Below are 18,572 nucleotides of genomic sequence, written 5' to 3' on the forward strand. Positions count from 1 at the left end.
AAAGGTCTAAGGCCTTATTTATGAAAAATACGACTAATTTTTATACCTTTGTTTAGAATAATAAATACACACTTAAATGAATTTTAAATACGTTAAATCCATACTTGCAGGTTGTTATCTTGTTTTAGCAACCACTCTTTCTTTGTCTGCGGCAGAAGGAGCATCTGTATCGGCTCTCAAAACCGAAATTTTGCAAGGTAATGGTAAGTATACAATACATACAGTTGCAAAAGGAGAAACAGCCTACTCGATAGCTCGCTTATATAATATTTCGGTTAGTGATATTTATGCATTAAATCCAAAGGCTGAGAAGGGCTTGAAATTAGACGAACAGATTAAAATACCTGTAATTAATCCCCCTGTAAATCAGGCAGTAAATTCAAACGGGCGGTCTTATGTTGTAAAATCTAAAGAGACATTATACTCAATAGCTAAGCAAGTTGGTCTGAAAGTGGATGATCTTGTAAATGCTAATCCCGAATTAAAATTAAAGCCTTTACATGAGGGGCAATCATTACTAATACCATCACTTCCCGCAACTCGTCCTTCAAATAATGTTGCTCAACCCGTTGCTCAGGCAAAGAGCCGTTTCATAGAACATCAGGTAGCACCCAAAGAAACCCTTTATGGTATTGCCAGACAATATAATACTACACCCGAAGCTCTGACAGACTTCAACCCTGTTTTAAAGAATGGATTAAAGCAAGGCATGACTATTCTTATTCCTTCGCTTCAGCCTCAGAGTAGTAATTCCTCTTATCAGAATGGGCAAACACCTGTAAGTACATTACGGGATATAGATGCAATCAAAGTGGGAGTTGTGCTTCCTTTCATCAATAAATCACAAGGAAAGAGCGCACGTTTTATTGAATACTACGAAGGTTTTTTATTGGCATTGGAAGAAATGAAAGTAAAAGGTCTTTCGGCTAATGTATATGTTTTCGACATGGGTTCTGAAACAGGAACAACCAAGTTGAAAAGCTTATTGGAAACGTCCGAAATGAAAGATCTGGATCTTATTATCGGAGGTTTTTCTTCTGATCAAATAGATGTACTTTCTAACTTTGCTAAGAAGCAAGGGATAAAATATGCCATACCTTTTCCGACTAAAACGAATGAGACTCAAAAAAATACAGAGGTGTTTCAATTAAATGCACCTCATGAAGTATTATATAATAATACAACCAGAACTTTAGCCAATCTGTTTGGCAATGCCAATGTTATCTATATTACCGAAAGCGGAAATAATGATAAGAAAGAATTTGTAACAGCATTGAATGCCCAATTGAGCCAAAAAGGGATGCGTGCCACCAGTGTGGCTGCAAACCAACACTTGTCAGCTAATCTGGCATTGGCATTGGATGCAAATCGTAGGAATGTTATCGTTGCCGCTTCGGGTTCTGCACAGTTATTACAAACTTTGTTACCTGTTTTAAGTTCTCTCAGAGAGAAACAACCTAATCTCAATATGTCTCTATTCGGACATACTGAATGGCAAACCTATCCTCAGTTCTTTACTGACCTTTACAAGAACGACACCTATATATATACGCCATTTTATATGTCGGATGATGATTATAAGACCAAACAATTTATCTCAAATTATAAGAAATGGTATAATAATAAGTCTTTGATTAATACTTATCCTAAATACGGAGCATTAGGCTATGATACGGGTATTTATTTTCTCACGGGATTATTCAAACACGGAAAGAACTTCGAATCCAGTGTAAATTCAATATCAGTACCGGCTTTGCAAACTCCAATTTCTTTTAATAAAGTAAATGCTGCAGGCGGGTATATGAATAACGGATTTTATATAGTTCATTATAAATCGAATGGTAGTGTCGATAAAATAGAATACGGCAAATGATAAAAAGAACCTTAGCTGTTTTGCTGCTTGCTTTGGCTTGCATCAAAGGATATTCCCAATCTGAATCTGTTCCCGAATGGAATCTACAAGATATAGATGCAATTAAAGTAGGGGTTGTGCTTCCTTTCATAACTAAATCGGAGGGGAAAAGTGCTCGTTTTATAGAATATTACGAAGGCTTTTTATTGGCATTGGAAGAAATGAAGTCCAAAGGTTTTTCTGCCAATGTATATATTTTCGATATGGGTTCTGAAACAGGAACGGAAAAATTGGAGAGCCTGCTGGAAACGTCTGAGATGAGGGATCTGGATCTCATTATAGGCGGTTTTTCCCCTGATCAGGTAGATGTCCTTTCTAATTTTGCGAAGCAAGAAGGGATAAAATATGCAATACCTTTTCCTACTAAAACGAACGAAGCACAAAAAAATACAGAGGTATTTCAGTTGAATGCCCCTTCTGAGATATTGTATGATAATACTGCCCGAATTCTAGCCAATCTATTTGGTAATGATAATATTATCTATGTAATAGAGAGTGGGAATAATAGCAAAAAAGAGTTTGTTACAACGCTGAATGGACAATTAAATCAAAGAGGAATGCTTGCCCATAGTGTTGCCGTGAATGAGAACTTGGCAACTAACTTGATGTCGGCATTAGATATGAATCGAAAGAATGTAATAATTGCCGCTTCGGGTTCAGCTCAGTTATTAGAGGCGCTGTTACCTGTCTTGGGATCAATCAGAGAAGAACAGCCTAATATTGCCTTGTCTCTGTTCGGGCATCCTGAGTGGCAAACTTATCCTCAGTTTTTTACCAGTTTTTATAAAAACGATACATATATATATACTCCATTCTATATGTCGGATGATAACTACAAGACTAAGCAATTTATCTCGAATTATAAGATGTGGTATAATGATAAGTCTTTGATTAATACTTATCCTAAATACGGAGCTTTAGGTTATGATACGGGTATATATTTCCTGACAGGATTATTTAAATATGGCAAAAATTTCGAATCTAATATAAATTCAATATCAGTATTGACTTTGCAAACACCAATTTCCTTCAGTAAAGTAAATCCGACAAGCGGATATATGAATAATGGGTTTTATATAGTTCATTATAAGACTGATGGTAGTGTCGATAAAATAGAATACGGCAAATGATAAAAAGAACCTTAGCTGTTTTGCTGCTTGCTTTGGCTTGCATCAAAGGATATTCCCAAGATAAATTTGTTCCCGAATGGAATTTCGGGGTGAATTTTGGACCTACATTCTCAACAATGAGCTTTGTAACTACAGATCCCGCAGATCATTTGGGTACTAAAATGATTCAACAATACAAAGGCGGGCTGTCAGCCCGATATATTACAGAAAATCGATTGGGGTTTATCGCAGAATTGAATTACAGTCTTCAGGGGTATGAGCAAAAATTTACAGAAGAGACAGAATCAAAGTACATACAAAAATTAGCCTATCTTCAAATACCTTTTCTTACTCATATTTATTTTGGAAGGAAAGGACGTGTTTTTATAAATCTAGGACCTCAGATTAGTTTTCTGGTAGGAGAACAAAAAATAAAAGACTTGTTACTTTCCGATTATGGGGAAAATCCTATTATATCTGACCAGACCGGAGAGTCAAGCGTAACCTCTAAAGTATCTGCCCAATATAGTTTGAAGGTTCAAAATAAATTCGATTACGGCTTAGTTGCCGGAATGGGTTTCGAACTTCGTACAAGTGCCGGTAATTTCGCGATAGAAGGGCGTTATTATATGGGTTTTTCCGATATCTATAGTAGCCATAAAACAGATCCGTTCTCAAGATCTGCTAATAGAGTTATGTCTGCTGCTATAACTTACTATATAAAACCATTTTAAGGCTTTATGAACTGCTGATAACTAATGATAGCCGGCAATTTTGTTTACTTACTAAAGCAATAAAAAAGGTTTGAGACCTTAAATATATCACTATTCTTAAATATAAAAACAGACTCTAGACTATTATGACTAAATTCTCTAAAGCCTTTTGGGTTGCCAATTCCGTCGAATTATTGGAAAGGCTGGCATATTATGCCGTCTTTATCGTTCTTACTATTTATTTATCCAATGTATGGGGTTTCTCTGATGTCGAATCGGGATTGATCTCAGGTACATTTTCCGCATTACTTTATCTTCTGCCTACTTTTGTCGGTGCATATGCAGATAAAATAGGTTTCAGAACATCTATTATTATAGCCTTTGCACTTCTTACGATCGGATACTTCGGTTTGGGTATATTCCCGACTATGTTCGAAAATGCAGGGCTGGTTAGTTATGGAGCTGGAACGGGAGAGGGAATGTTCTCTTCGTTTTTTCAGGAGAGGGGACTTGTTACTTTCGGGCATGATACCGAATTTACAGGGCTTCTGGATAGCTCTCAACGTTGGTCTATTGTTCCCATCCTTTTATTGATTGTTATCGGTGGAGCTTTTATCAAATCTGTAATATCGGGAACGGTAGCGCGTGAAACCACTGAAAGCACGCGTGCACGCGGATTTGCTATATTCTATATGATGGTAAACATTGGAGCTTTCACAGGAAAAACTGTGGTAGATCCACTTCGTAAAAGTTTGGGAGACTTAGGTTTAGTATATCTGAATTATTTCTCTGCTTCTATGACGTTGCTTGCTTTAGTGGCGGTTTATTTCTTCTATCAATCGTCTAATGTTTCAGGACAAGGAAAAACCTTCTCGGATATATTTAAAGCTTTGGTGAAAGTTTGTAAGAATGGACGCCTAATTGCTCTTATCTTAATTGTAAGTGGTTTCTGGATGGTACAACAACAGATGTATGCTACTATGCCTAAATACGTTATTCGTTTGGTAGGTCAAGAAGCATCTCCCGGATGGATCGCAAACGTAAACCCACTGGTTGTATTTCTTCTTGTTAACTTAGTGACAACCGTGATGCAAAAACGTTCGGCTTTGGCTTCTATGACTGTTGGTATGTTTATTATCCCAATATCGGCATGTATCATGGCAGGAGGTTCTCTGATGGGTAATGATTTGCTTTTCGGTACTATTCATCCTGTAACTTTTATGATGATTGTGGGTATTGCATTCCAAGCATTGGCTGAATGTTTTATATCTCCTCGTTTCCTGGAATATTTTTCTCTTCAAGCTCCTAAGGGTGAAGAAGGGCTTTACCTTGGCTTTAGCCACTTGCATTCATTTGTATCTTCGTTGCTTGCATTTGGTATTTCAGGATTTCTTTTACAAAAATATTGTCCCGATCCAAAAGGATTCTCAACCCCCGAAGCATATGCTGCGGCTACTGAGAATGCACACTATATCTGGGTGTTTTTCTTCGGAATAGGATTGGTTTCGGCTATTGCCCTCGTTATTTATGGAAAGATAACTCGGAAAATGGACGCTAAGAAAGCTGAAATAGCATAATACATTCGGTATTGATAATTAATATATGAGAAGTCCTCAAGTTTTTACTTGGGGACTTTTTTTCGATAAAAAAGCAGAGATTTGTCATTTCTTAAGAAAATATGCGACTAATAGAGAAAAGCAGAGAATGAACGAGAGTGAAGCGGAGAAAATTTTTATAGAAATGATTCGGCAACATGAGAGAGTCATTTATAAAGTATGTTCCTTTTATATTTCTGACGATTATCCGATGGAAGACCTTTATCAGGAAGTCGTGTGCAACTTATGGAGAGCATTTCCTAAATTCAGAAATGAGTGCACCGTTTCTACATGGATATACAGGATAGCTTTAAACACCTGCATCTCGGGTATTCGCAAAGTCGTACGTCAGCCGCAGAGAGTTCCCATAGCGATGTTACACGAATCTTTGATTCAGCCCGATGATATGGGCGAAAGTATAAAAGAAATGTACCGGCTGATACATCAGTTAAAAACTTTGGAGCGTGCTATCGTTCTGCTTTATCTCGAAGAGAAGTCCTATCAGGAGATTGCCGATATTACGGGGCTTACGTTAAGTAATGTAGGCACAAAACTAAAACGTGCCAAAGAGAAACTAAAACAAATGTCGAATAACTAACATTTAAATTATGGAACTGGATGAACTGAAAAATACGTGGGCTGCTTTAGATGAAAGATTAAAGCAAAACGAATCATTGAATACTCGTATTGTAAAAGAGATGTTGGAAACTAAAAGTAATAAATCGCTAAGTAAGATTTTGCGCTATGAAACGATAGGAGCGTTTGTGGTTCTTGCGATTGCCCCTTTTATACTATTTATATATGATGACCGATTCCAAATCAAAGATAAAACAATAGGGCCTCTCTTTTTGGTTTCTATGTTTTTTCTCTGCCTTTTAAGTTTTGTATGGCAGGCATTTAAGATATATAATTTGATGAAAATAGATTTTTCTGCTGTAGTTAGCGATAATATACGTATTGTTAACAGGTACAATATCTGGATAAAACGGGAAAAACTAATAACGTGGTTCTCCATCCCTCTTCTGGGGGGGCTTTGTACTTATTTATATGCTCAACTTAGTTTGAATCTATTTTCATGGGTGTTTTTGACATGTGTGTTTATTTTAGTAACATTATTCACATACTACCAATATAAGACGCTATACGATAAGAATATCAATTCGATTTTGAAAAGTTTGGATGAGCTAAAGGAATTGGACGAATAATAATCGTTTATTTTTCAGAATAATCAGCCCATTGAATCGATATTGATTTATGGGCTTAATTTTTTATATTACTTTTGCAGCACAAGTATATACAAGATAACAGTCTGTTGCTATATTGTTTATTGAGAAAGGCTTGTTAATGTCAACTACAAAAATAATAAAGAGGTCTGCGACCTGAATAGAAATGAGAAAAGATAGAAAACCACAACCGATATACCCTTCGGTCGAAATAGTAGATATTGCAGCCGAAGGTAAGGCTATTGCAAAGATCGATAATATGATCGTGTTTATCCCTTTCGTAGTTCCCGGTGATATTGTTGACCTGCAATTAAGCCGTAAGAAAAAGAATTATGCCGAAGGTAAACCTGTTCGCTTCGAGAAGTATTCAGATACACGTGTCGATGCTTTCTGTGAACACTTCGGGGTTTGTGGCGGTTGCAAATGGCAAATCTTACCTTATGAGGAACAATTAAGATATAAGCATAAGCAAGTAGAGGATAATCTGACTCGTATCGGTAAAATAGATTTACCCGAAATAAAGCCGATCTTAGGATCTGAAAAGACTACATTTTATAGAAATAAGCTGGAATATACCTTCTCGAATAAAAAATGGTTGACATGGGATCAGGTGAAATCGGGTGAAACATTCGATAATATGAATGCACTTGGTTTCCATATTCCCGGTTGTTTTGATAAGGTATTGGAAATCAATAAATGTTGGCTGCAGGATGATGTGTCGAATCAGCTTCGAAATTTCATCCGTGATTATTGCTATAAAAAGGAATATACATTCTTCGACTTGAGAAACAGGGGGGGATTGATGCGTACCTTAATCATTCGCACATCCAGTACAGGAGAATTAATGGTGATTGTGGTATTCTATGATGACGACAAAGAAAAGCACGAGGATGTATTAAATGCTATTGCCGAAAAATTCCCTCAGATTACGTCTTTATTATATATCATCAATCAGAAAGCCAATGATACGATAACTGATCAAGAGGTCTTGACTTGGAAAGGTAATGACTATATATATGAAGAAATGGAAGGTCTTAAATTTAAGATAGGACCTAAATCATTCTATCAGACCAATAGCGAACAAGCTTATAACTTATATAAGATAACCCGTGACTTTGCCGGATTGACAGGTGACGAACTGGTATATGATCTATATACAGGGACAGGAACCATTGCCAATTTCGTGGCTCGTAATGCCCGTAAGGTAGTAGGTATAGAATATGTGGAAGATGCTATTGAGGATGCAAAGTTCAATTCTCAGAATAATAAAATAGAAAACACCTTGTTTTATGCAGGTGATATGAAGGATATCTTAACTCAGGATTTTATCAATGAACACGGTAAGCCAGATGTTATTATAACCGATCCTCCCCGTGCAGGAATGCATGACAATGTAATTGAAGCAATATTATTTGCCGAGCCCGAGAAAGTGGTTTATGTGAGTTGTAATCCTGCCACACAAGCAAGAGATTTAAACCTGCTTGATGCTAAATATAAGGTGGAGAAGGTTCAACCGGTGGATATGTTTCCTCATACACATCATGTTGAGAATGTAGTTTTATTGATTAAGAAATAACAATTTCGTGTTTTCGGTGTTATTTAGTTAAGAAGTAAGTTTATATGAGTGTAACTGCCATTATTTAGAAATAATGGCAGTTACATCTTCTAAAGTAATAAAGAGGTCTTAGGCCCCGAACACAACCGATTATGATTATAAAACATTTTACGGACAACGATCTATATAAGTTTTCTGTAATGCTTGCCATACAAAAGCTATATCCGCGTTCGTATGTAAGATATGAATTCATAAACAGAGGTCATACCGAATTTCCAGAAGGCTTTGCTGAACGTCTTAAACAAGAAGTGGAAGCTATGACTCAGTTGAAAATGAGCAAAGAGGAAAAGAAATATATAGAAAGACGTTGTTATTTCTTCGATCCTGCATTTATAGATTTTCTTGAAGGCTATCAATATAATCCCGAAGAAGTTCAGATAACACAAGAAGGAGGTGATCTTAAGGTGTCGATAGAAGGTCATTGGTATCGTACAGTGCTTTGGGAAGTACCTCTTATGGCAATAATCTCCGAACTGTATTTTATAATGGTTGGAGAATCGCCTCAAGGAGTAAAGGAAAAGACATTACAAAAGGCGAAAGCTCTGGTTGAAATGGAAGCCGATTATTCAGACTTCGGTACTCGCCGCCGTTTTTCATTCGATGTACATGACGAAGTAGTAGGTACTCTTCGTGAGAGCTCAGGCGATCATTTCAAAGGTACAAGTAATGTGTATCTGGCAATGAAACACAATACCACTCCTATCGGGACTATGCCGCATGAATGGTTTATGTATCATGGTGCTTTATTTGGATACCGTGCAGCCAATATTAAAGCTCTCGAAGCTTGGGTGGAGGTATTTCAAGGAAGTCTGGGTATTACATTGACAGATACTTATACAACGGATTCTTTTTTCAAGTCATTCAGTCTGAAACAAGCAAAACTGTTTGACGGAGTGCGTTGTGATAGCGGTGATGTTATTGAGTTTACTGAAAAAGCGATTCAGTTCTATAAAGAAAACCGTATTGATCCTGCATCAAAAACAATAGTTTACAGTGATTCGTTGAATCTTGGAGAAGTAAAACGTATAAAGGATTTTGTAGGTAATCGTGTACACGATACGTATGGAATCGGGACTTACTTTACGAATGATGTAGGTGTGAAACCTTTGAATATTGTGATTAAGTTGTCAGCAATAAAGGCTAATCCGAAGGGTGAGTTTCTTCAAGCTGTGAAGCTTTCGGATGTAATGGGTAAGAATACGGGAAATGAGCGAGAAATCGAAATCTGTAAACTAACACTCGGTATAGACTAAGGTCGCAGCCTTTTTTGTTGCTTTGACAAGTATAACAACTATAGTCTGTTAGTTATGGCTGTAATTATATCATTAAATACTATATTTACTCAGAATGAAAACAATAAGTTTTATCGTATTACTAATTTTCTCATTAACAATGAACGCACAACAAAAAGCATTAGTTATAATTGATATTCAGAATGACTACTTTACAGGTGGAAATATGCCTCTTGTCGGCAGTGAGGAAGCTGTTTTAAATGCCAAGTTAGTTTTAGAACAATTCAGAAAAGAGGGGCTTCCTGTTATACATATACAACATGTATCCGATCGTCCGGGTTCCATATTTTTTGTGCCGGGTACAAAAGGGGTCGAAATTCATTCGGAAGTTGCCCCGCTAGAAAGTGAGAAAATAATTGTGAAGCATTATCCGAATAGTTTTAGAGAGACAGAACTGTCGGATTATTTGAAGTCAAAAGGTATATCCGACCTTGTTATTTGCGGAATGATGACAAGTATGTGTGTGGATGCAACTACCCGTGCAGCTAAAGATTTTGGCTACAATTGTACAGTTATAGGTGACGCCTGTGCGGCTCCTAACTTAGAAATTAATGGAAAACCTGTTAGTGGTGAGAACGTACATAATGCATTTCTTGCAGCATTAAACTATTTCTATGCTACGGTGGTGAATGCAAAAGATTATGATGTAGCAGCTAAATAATATAGGGAATTTAAGCCGGTAAAAAATAAAAAGCGACTACTTTCAGCTAGAAAGTAGTCGCTTCTCTTTTATATATAATAACTTACTATTTAAATCTTCTATCAATCTCTGAATCATCAAAGATTGAAATAATAAGCTTGCCATCAGGTGTATACTTGTGGGATGGTGAAGCCAATAAACGGTTTACGATATCGCTAGTCTCGTCATTGGTTAATCGATGTCCGTATGGTATTGCGGCAGCATACGCCAGTGATAATGCCAAAGCTTCTTGTATTTCGTCTTTTACATCACTACCGGTTTCAATACTCTTGGTAACCATATTATGAATTAATTCCACAGAATTAACTTTGTCTATTTCGGAAGGAACACCGTTTATAGCATAAGCATTATTTCCTAAATTACTGAGGTCGAAACCTACTGCTTCTATATCATCTAATAAATAAGGAATCATGGCAGCTTCCGAAGCTGAAAATTCTACTATTTCAGGAAATAGGGTTCGTTGTGAGATACCTCTTTTTAGTTTTATATTTTGTAGAAACTGATCAAAGAGTATGCGTACGTGAGCCTTACGCTGATCTATCATCATCAATCCCGACTTAACAGAAGTGAGTATATATCTGTTTTTGTATTGGTAATGTAGGGAGTTTAAACTTTCTTCAAACAGATCAGATTCTGATGATCTTATTTCGATCACTTCTCCTGCTTCCGAACTGTCAATATTAGTATCCGTCTCAAAACCTTTGTACAAACTTTCCCAATCGAAATTAGGGCGTTGATAGCTATTTCCTCCTCCTTGGCTGCTACCACCTGATGAGGCCGATTTAAAAGGATTGTAGGCAGGGTTTACGTTAACCTGTGGTCGTGCAGCATTGGTGACTCCCGGGGTATGTATCGGTATATCGATAGCATCCAGCGTATCGAAGTCAATAGTCGGGACCTCGTTGAATTTGCCTAATGCTTCTTTAACAGTGGCTGCTAGTATCTGCCAGATGGGTTGCTCGTTTTCGAACTTAATCTCTGTTTTGGTTGGGTGTATATTTACATCAATAGTGTCAGGGCTGACTTCTATGTAAATAAAGAAGTTAGGATTTTCGCCAACGGGTATTAGTGGTGCAAACGCTGATGTTATAGCTTTTGCAAAATAGGGATGACGCATATATCTGCCATTCACAAAGAAGTATTGTTGGGCACGTGCTTTGCGAGCCGATTCGGGCTTACCTACAAAACCATATATTTTTGCAATAGTGGTTTCTATTTCAATCGATATCAATTGTTGATTGAAGTTCTTACCAATCACATTGATAATACGCTGCTTGAGGTTAGATGCAGGATATTTAATCACCTCAATATCGTTTTCTATAAAAGAGAATTCAATCTCGGAGTTTACCATGGCAACCCTTTCGAGTTCGGTAAGTATATTTTTACGTTCGGTTTCGTTTGATTTTAAGAACTTACGACGTGCGGGAACATTGAAAAAGATATTCTTGATAGCAAAGTTGCTGCCATCTGCACAAACTATTTCTTCTTGTTTCTCAACTGTCGATCCTGCAATAACCAGATGTGTTCCTACCTGGTCTTCTTTACGTTTTGTTTTTAATTCTACGTGTGCTACAGCAGCAATAGAAGGCAGAGCCTCTCCACGAAATCCCATGGTTCGTAATGCGAATAAATCTTCAGCTGTACGAATCTTAGAAGTCGCATGCCGTTCGAAAGCTAAGCGTGCATCGGTGTTTGACATTCCCTTACCATTGTCGATGACCTGTATAAGTGTACGTCCTGCGTCTTTTATAATAAGTTGGATGCTCGTTGCTCCTGCATCAATCGAATTTTCGAGAAGCTCTTTGACTATAGATGCAGGGCGTTGTACAACTTCACCGGCAGCTATCTGGTTAGCTATCGAATCGGGAAGTAAATGTATAATATCATTCATTGCTTTAGTCGTTGAGTTTGCTTAATTACTGTTTATGTCCGGCTTTATTGAGGCTCAGCGGACACATTCGATCGTGGCTTGCTTGGATCAAAACCGCCTTTTCGCTTCACTTTTCTGAATACATCGTCTCTATCAAGGGGGCGTAAATAATCGAGCCATTCAAAGTCGGGTAACCTGCCCATATCCGGTTTTAAGTCTGAGAGAGGAATCATCTTTCCTGTAGCCTTAGGCCAGAGTTTGAGCTTTTCTATCTTCTTATCTTTAAAGTCAATAGACAGATAACTACTCTCAGTCTGATTCATGCCCATCATCGATTTGTCTTCCTCTTCGGGGTAGAATATCGATTCAGCATTTCCTTCTACCAGAATGTGCCTGATCTGCTTACCTTCGAAGAATGCTTTCAGGCTCCGCCCTTTCAACTGATTGAAGTGTAAGGAATCCTTCTGTTCTATGGAGAAAGCATTTGGTCTTATGTGTGCCCTGTCGATTGTACTGTCATTGAAAAATATACTTATTGAGTCTCCCAATATCTGATTGTTTTCATTCCATAAAACAGGATTCTTATACATGTAAAGAATCGAATCTTTTGTTTTAAATAGCAGTGAGTCGCATACTCCTTGTAAGTCAGTACGATAAAAACGTACATTATAATATCCCTTTATTTCACGGTATATCGAATCGGTAATAAGCTTTAGCGTATCGGCATGAAGAAACAAACTGTCAGGCTGAGAATATTCAATGGCTCGGGCAGAGTCGGTTGCCATTGCATAATTGGTAATCTCGTTATAGTAGCCGTAATTTCCAGTGAGTATTATTTTTTTGATCGTATCTTGGAGGAACATATTCCCGAATACCTCTCCATAGCCATCCTTCTTATGGTAGGATATAGAATCTCCTATCAATATTCTGTTTCCCTCTTTATTGATAATTCGTGATTGATCCAATAGTAACGAAAGTTCGTTAGTGGTATCATACCAACCTCTGGTTGAGTATATGGTTGCACTATCCGATTCTATTCGTGTAGGGCCTAATATTGTGGCGACCTTGTTGTTTGTGTTATATAGCAAAGTATCGGTGAACATTACAAATTTAGGGTTGGTAAGTTTCACACTGTCTCTGAATAGTGCAAGCTGTTTCGATGGTTCGTATTGTCCCCAATAGGATGTCAGCTCATTTAGAGAATCTACGAGCATACCTCCGTCAAAGTAATAGCCTATATTGTTTAGTCTGTCGTAATCGAGACTGTCGGTGAATAGTGTTACATCTCTGTTTACCAGACGTACATTATTTCTTACCCGTAATAATTGGGTATTTCCGTCGTATTGCAGATAGCTACCGTATAGAAAGAGAGTATCTCCCTGTTCGACACGCACAGTTCCGAATGCTTCAAATTGATTGGTGGCTTCATCCAGATAGGCACTATCGCAATACATAAATGCTCCATCATGATACATAACTACATTGTCTATCAAGATCTGAGGATCAAAACCTATTCTTTTATTCAGGGTTTCGGCCTGAATCAATTGGATAACTTTTTTATTAGCTGCCGATGCAGCGGTTTGAGGGGTTATAGGATGTTGAGGCTTCTGTTGTTGTACCCAAGCCTGAGCCGAGGTATATAGAACAAGCAGGCACAAAATAGCTGCTATGTGCATTTTGCGCCTGTTTCTTGGAGAATTCTTTATATCGTTGTTCATCTTCTTTGTGCTTGCTATCAGAAGTTAAGGTCGCAGACCTTTTTTATTACTTTGTGAAGTATAACAACAGTAGCCTGTTACAATTGTGAAGTATATCATTGAATACCTTCATTTACTTAATTTCTATATAGCAAAGATGTAAATTGTTTAAGTCCTACAAAATAAATCTCAGGATGTCTGTTACTCGAGAGTAATAAGTTGCGGTACCGATTTATTTAATCCAACCTGAATATTGGAAGTCACAGTTTTTCCAATCATCATTAATTTTTATATAAGTTGTCTTAATTTTATCTTGTACCCATTTTTTAAGAACATCATCTCTCTTTTTACCTTCAACAATAGATTTCATTACCTGATAGTCATCCGCAAGGTTGGCTTTGTGAGCGTCAATTCTTCCTTTTAATCTCACAATTGCAACAACTTCTTTTCCATTATTATTGAGCATTGTAAAAGGTTTAGACATCTCTCCTACTGCCATTTTATCAACGACTTTAGATACCTGAACGGGTAAATCCTGCATTTCGAAGTGAGATGTTCCTCCGTAATTGCTGTATTCGTTTTTATTTACCATAAGACCCTTGTTGTTGCGTGAGTCTTTGTCGGCTGAAATATGTGTAGCAGCTTCCTCGAAAGTAAATTTCTTAGCTTGAAGATCTGTCAGAAGTGAGTCCATACGAGCAGTAGTCTTTTTTAATTCTTCAGCAGGCACTTTAGGACTCAGTAGTATATGGCGTGTATTTATCCGGTCGCCTCTTTTATCTATAAGCTGTATAATGTGAAAACCGTATTCAGATTCTACAATATTCGATACTTTCTGAGGGTCATTCAGCATAAATGCGGCATTGGCATATTCAGGCACAAGTTGTGCACGTCCCATAAAACCGAGCTCTCCACCTCTTTTTGCAGATTCTACGTCTTCGGAATATAGTAAAGCTAATGTTGAGAAGCTCGATTCTTTTTTATTGATCCTGTCGGTAAATTCTCTTAAACGATTTTTAACGGCGTCTATTTCAGCAACAGGTATTGAGGGTAGCATCGTAATAATCTCCACTTGTACTGTAGTAGGTATAAATGGCAAACTGTCTTGTGATAGTTCCGTATAATAGTTTCTGATCTCGGAGGGAGTCAGTTTTATATTACCAACTATTTTTTGCTTAACTTCTTGGATGATCTGGTTATCACGCATCGGTTCTCTCAACTCTTCACGTAATTCACTCATTGTTTTGTGCGAATACTCTTCCAGTTTTTCCTGTGATCCGACAATGGCAATTCGTCTGTTTACTTCTCTCTCTACCATTCTTGAAACTTCGCTTGCGCCGATTTCAATACTGTCTAATTTGGCTTGATGCAGAAATAATTTTTGAACAGCTAACTGTTCGGGAATTATGCAATAAGGGTCACCTTCGAAATGCTCTTTTTCAAGTTGCATTTGCAATTTTACTCCTTCGATATCGGATTTGAGTAGTGCCTCGTCTCCAATTACCCAAACTACCTGATCAATAACATTGTCTTGGGCTTTCAAATTAAATGAAATAGAGCTTATTAAGCTGAAAAAAAGTAATGCTTTCTTTAAAACGGTCATCCTGTATATTATTAAAAGAGGCGTAAATATAGCAATAATAGGTCGAAGTTATATTTGGAATATATTAAAAGAAGTTATAAGCCTTTATCAGCCTACTATTTCTTCTAGTTATTCTCCTTTTTCTGATAGTATTTTATCTCATCGGCATCTGTTGCCTTCTTATATAAATCGGTTTCGATTTGTTTTAAGAAAGTTTCCCTATGTTTATTTATCAAGATGTCGGTTATTTGCGGTTTTGCATACTCATAAGGAGCGGTTGTTCCCGATAGGGCGTATTCTTCGATATGCAGAAGATAAACGTATAAAGAATCTTGTGTCTCAAAGTTCTTATTTGTTTTTACAAACTGATCTACATTTGCTATCGGAGTTGGAATATTGGTGGCTATATCGTCAAAATTAACCCAACGATCGTAGAAATAATCATAGATAACTGCATTTTGGAATGAAGCTTTTTCGATTTTTTCTTTAGCTGTTTCGGCTTTTGATTGGTACCATTGTCTAAAGTTATTCACTTCATTGGATGAACGGGGTATTTTTAAGAACAAGCCTTTAACAAGGCTCGATTCCAATTCGAAGCTCTCAGGATGTTTGTCGTAGTAATCCTTTAATTCGCTTTCCGATATTTTCTTGGATAACTCTTCTTTAAGTAATTGCTCGAGATAGGTAAATACAGTAAGCGATTGACGGTAGTTTTCAACAAGTTCGTTTATTCTATCCTGATCGGTTACATTTTGTTTTGCTTTCTCGTAAATCAATTCATCATTAATCCACATCTTGATATAGGTATCTGCGGCTGTAGTACTGTCCGCAGCACTCAGCCCTTCGGGGATAGCAGCATCTATATCAGCCCGGTATAATGTTTTCTGATTGACCGAAACAATCGGATTGTTTGCTTTATCCGGATTAGCCTCTGTTTTAGAGGAACAGGCTGCAAATACTGATATCATGATTGATGTTATCAGTATTATGTATATCACTGATTTTCTTCTCTGTTTAAGCATTTGTCCGTTTTTTATGGTATAATAAAATTCTCACTTACTGAATGGCCGATTACTGATTTACCATGCTTTGAAGCACATCCCGGTTAATCTCTACTTTATATTTGTTACGGAGATTCTTTATCCATTCTGTTTCTATAATGGATTGGTAATCTGCAATAACTTGCCCTCTTGCATCATCTAAAGTTTCGGGAGCACTTATTAGTTTTCCTTCTATTATGAATTCGGGGTATCCTATAATTTCTCTGTCGTTTTTTGTCTTAAAAACAGACCTGTCGATAAATCCGTTCTCCCCTTTTCCCCACAAGCCTTTTTCTATATGAACGGAAGGTGCGGTATTGGTGTTTAGATTTTTCGATAAAATCTGAGCTAAATCGGGTGAATTACCATATTCTTTGATTAACTCTTTCGCTTTTATGATGGTTGTCTTGTCTTTTGCATGAATAACATATCCTTTATACTTGGGCGATTCCCATTTATATTTCAGTGGATCTTTGTCGAATAACTGCTGTAACATTTGAGTGTCATTCTGTGCTTTCTCCCATACCTGCTGATTCATTACATTAAATAACAAAATTCCTTCGTAGTATTCTTGAATGAGGTGGCGAAATTCGGGGTGTTTTTCGGCTAGAGTTAATTTCTGAACTTCCTGCTGTTTCTCCAAAATAAAATCATTGACTTTATGCGATAGAATATCTGTTGATAAATTAAAATTAGTCTGAGGATTTTCAACCAAAAAGTCTATAAAATCGAGAACTTTATAGTTTTGTTTTTCAATGGATAATAAGACTTGATTATCCAGATAGGCTACTTTCTCAAAATAGACAGAATCTGTAACATGATATGTGTTGGCTATAGATTCGAGTTGATTATATACAAGAGAATTCAATGTATAAGGGTAATTTTGAGATAACCTTTCTCTCTGTAAATTCTTTATCAATTCATTTCTATCGCTTTGGGTGATCGCTTTCAGGATTTCACCTTTCATATCTTCCCAAGGTAACTGATATACTTTATCGAGAATTTTAAAAATATGAAAGCCATAGTCCATTTCCATAGGTGGTGACACTTCCCCAATATTGAGGCTATAAAGAGTCGACTCGAAAACTGTGGGTAGAGGGTTGCCCACTCCGAACCATCCGAGAACACCTCCGCGAGGAGAAGTCTGTTCGTCCGCAGAGTAGATTGAAACTGCCTGAGCAAAACTAGCTCCCATCGTTAACTTTGTATATATCTCCTGCGCCAAACTGCGAACACTGTCTTTCTGATTTATATCCGAATCGGCATATGGATAAGGTAAAAAGATATGTGCCAGATTTATTTGCCCTGGATCTTTTCTCTTATTGAATACTTTTATGAGGTAATATCCCTCATTCGTTCTTATCGGTTGTGATATAGAGTTGATCGCTGTAGCGTACATAGCTTCTTCTATATCTTTTCGGAGCATCAAAGCCGTTTTCCATCCAAGATATCCCGGTATGCTAGAGTTTCTGCTTACGCTGTCATTGGAAAATTCGAGAACCAAGTCTTCAAATTTATTAGAACCTCCATTAGCTGTTGATTCTCTTATTGATACAATCTTATTATATGCTTCAAGAGTATCTTTTGGTAAGATATCTCCCTTTGGAAAGGCAATAAATAACTGGCTTATCTGAATATTTTCACCTAATCTGTCATAGATTTTACGGGCAATAATATGATCGGATACGGTATCTGTTGTGTATAGCTTTTCAGTCTGATCTAGATATCTGGAATACTCTTCTTTGAATGAGGCCTCTTGATTTAGTTGCAAATATTTGGCTTCTTCTATCTTAAGCTTGAAGTTAATAAACGATTCTAAAAACTGATCGACTGTTTGATCTTTCGTTGAGTTGCTATTGCCTGTTTTATTATAAGCATACTGAAAATCAGATAGAGTGACTTGCTCTCCATTGATTCGCATCAATACCGGATCGGCTGATTGTCCGTAAGCTGTATGAAAAGCCAAAGAGACAAGAAGTACGGAAGCGAATTTAATTATATTCATAAAATTAGGTCAGATAACAAATAAATAGTTACGGGTAACAAGCTTGTTCTTTAAAAGAAAAACTCGCAAAACAGGTCGATAAGTATTTATAAAGACTCCGGCGGTTTTATCTGACTGCAAAGATATTAAGATTTTCCGAAATCTTTTCAGTATTAAGATATAAGCTATCAGAATGAATCTTAATATTTAACAAATCGAACAATCTCTTTTAAGGTCTCA

At 37.0% G+C, this 18,572-nt stretch carries 14 protein-coding genes; 9 read left to right on the forward strand and 5 right to left on the reverse strand.

Annotation, left to right across the window (positions count from 1 at the left end; genetic code table 11):
- The first annotated feature begins 76 nt into the window (after positions 1-76).
- The 9 genes from CLV62_RS02820 (at position 77) to CLV62_RS02860 (ending at position 10,120) form a co-directional block, all read left to right on the forward strand.
- Positions 77-1,873 (forward strand): amino acid ABC transporter substrate-binding protein, encoded by a 1,797-nt coding sequence (locus CLV62_RS02820; RefSeq protein ID WP_110309283.1) that lies wholly within the window; start codon positions 77-79, stop codon positions 1,871-1,873.
- On the forward strand, positions 1,870-3,042 hold the full coding sequence (locus CLV62_RS02825; RefSeq protein WP_110309284.1) for an ABC transporter substrate-binding protein: 1,173 nt from the start codon (positions 1,870-1,872) through the stop codon (positions 3,040-3,042). Before CLV62_RS02820 ends, CLV62_RS02825 begins: the two co-directional genes overlap by 4 nt.
- A complete protein-coding gene (locus CLV62_RS02830; protein ID WP_110309285.1) occupies positions 3,039-3,755 on the forward strand; it encodes a porin family protein in 717 nt (238 codons plus the stop codon). The genes CLV62_RS02825 and CLV62_RS02830 overlap by 4 nt, the downstream gene beginning before the upstream one ends.
- A gap of 125 nt (positions 3,756-3,880) precedes the next feature.
- Positions 3,881-5,311, forward strand: a complete 1,431-nt coding sequence (locus CLV62_RS02835; protein ID WP_110309286.1) for a POT-type proton-dependent oligopeptide transporter — start codon at positions 3,881-3,883, stop codon at positions 5,309-5,311.
- 127 nt (positions 5,312-5,438) lie between these two features.
- Positions 5,439-5,927: an RNA polymerase sigma factor gene (locus tag CLV62_RS02840; RefSeq protein WP_110309489.1), complete on the forward strand. Its 489-nt coding sequence runs from the start codon at positions 5,439-5,441 to the stop codon at positions 5,925-5,927.
- A gap of 10 nt (positions 5,928-5,937) precedes the next feature.
- Positions 5,938-6,534 carry a hypothetical protein gene (locus tag CLV62_RS02845; RefSeq protein WP_110309287.1) on the forward strand — a complete coding sequence of 199 codons (597 nt, stop codon included), beginning with the start codon at positions 5,938-5,940 and terminating at the stop codon, positions 6,532-6,534.
- A gap of 184 nt (positions 6,535-6,718) precedes the next feature.
- Positions 6,719-8,128, forward strand: a complete 1,410-nt coding sequence (gene rlmD / locus CLV62_RS02850) for a 23S rRNA (uracil(1939)-C(5))-methyltransferase RlmD (RefSeq protein ID WP_110309288.1) — start codon at positions 6,719-6,721, stop codon at positions 8,126-8,128.
- Between the two features lie 131 nt (positions 8,129-8,259).
- Positions 8,260-9,420 carry a nicotinate phosphoribosyltransferase gene (gene pncB / locus CLV62_RS02855; RefSeq protein ID WP_110309289.1) on the forward strand — a complete coding sequence of 387 codons (1,161 nt, stop codon included), beginning with the start codon at positions 8,260-8,262 and terminating at the stop codon, positions 9,418-9,420.
- A gap of 94 nt (positions 9,421-9,514) precedes the next feature.
- Positions 9,515-10,120, forward strand: coding sequence for a cysteine hydrolase family protein (locus CLV62_RS02860; RefSeq protein WP_221409210.1), 606 nt, complete (start codon positions 9,515-9,517; stop codon positions 10,118-10,120).
- Positions 10,121-10,205: 85 nt separating this feature from the next.
- On the opposite strand, the gene mutL is transcribed toward CLV62_RS02860, so the two are convergent.
- The 5 genes from mutL to CLV62_RS02885 all read right to left on the reverse strand — a co-directional run bounded on the left by mutL (position 10,206) and on the right by CLV62_RS02885 (position 18,353).
- Positions 10,206-12,050 carry a DNA mismatch repair endonuclease MutL gene (gene mutL / locus CLV62_RS02865; protein ID WP_110309291.1) on the reverse strand — a complete coding sequence of 615 codons (1,845 nt, stop codon included), beginning with the start codon at positions 12,048-12,050 and terminating at the stop codon, positions 10,206-10,208.
- Positions 12,051-12,094: 44 nt separating this feature from the next.
- Positions 12,095-13,747, reverse strand: a complete 1,653-nt coding sequence (locus CLV62_RS02870) for an OstA-like protein (protein WP_245903979.1) — start codon at positions 13,745-13,747, stop codon at positions 12,095-12,097.
- A 211-nt stretch (positions 13,748-13,958) separates the two neighbouring features.
- Positions 13,959-15,329, reverse strand: a complete 1,371-nt coding sequence (locus tag CLV62_RS02875; protein WP_110309292.1) for a peptidylprolyl isomerase — start codon at positions 15,327-15,329, stop codon at positions 13,959-13,961.
- Positions 15,330-15,433: 104 nt separating this feature from the next.
- On the reverse strand, positions 15,434-16,276 hold the full coding sequence (locus CLV62_RS02880; protein ID WP_110309293.1) for a peptidyl-prolyl cis-trans isomerase: 843 nt from the start codon (positions 16,274-16,276) through the stop codon (positions 15,434-15,436).
- A 103-nt stretch (positions 16,277-16,379) separates the two neighbouring features.
- On the reverse strand, positions 16,380-18,353 hold the full coding sequence (locus CLV62_RS02885; RefSeq protein ID WP_110309294.1) for a peptidylprolyl isomerase: 1,974 nt from the start codon (positions 18,351-18,353) through the stop codon (positions 16,380-16,382).
- Between the last annotated feature and the right edge of the window lie 219 nt (positions 18,354-18,572).

Source organism: Indolivaga alginatilytica (assembly GCF_003201355.1).
Classification (GTDB): Bacteria; Bacteroidota; Bacteroidia; order Bacteroidales; family Dysgonomonadaceae; genus Dysgonomonas_A; species Dysgonomonas_A alginatilytica.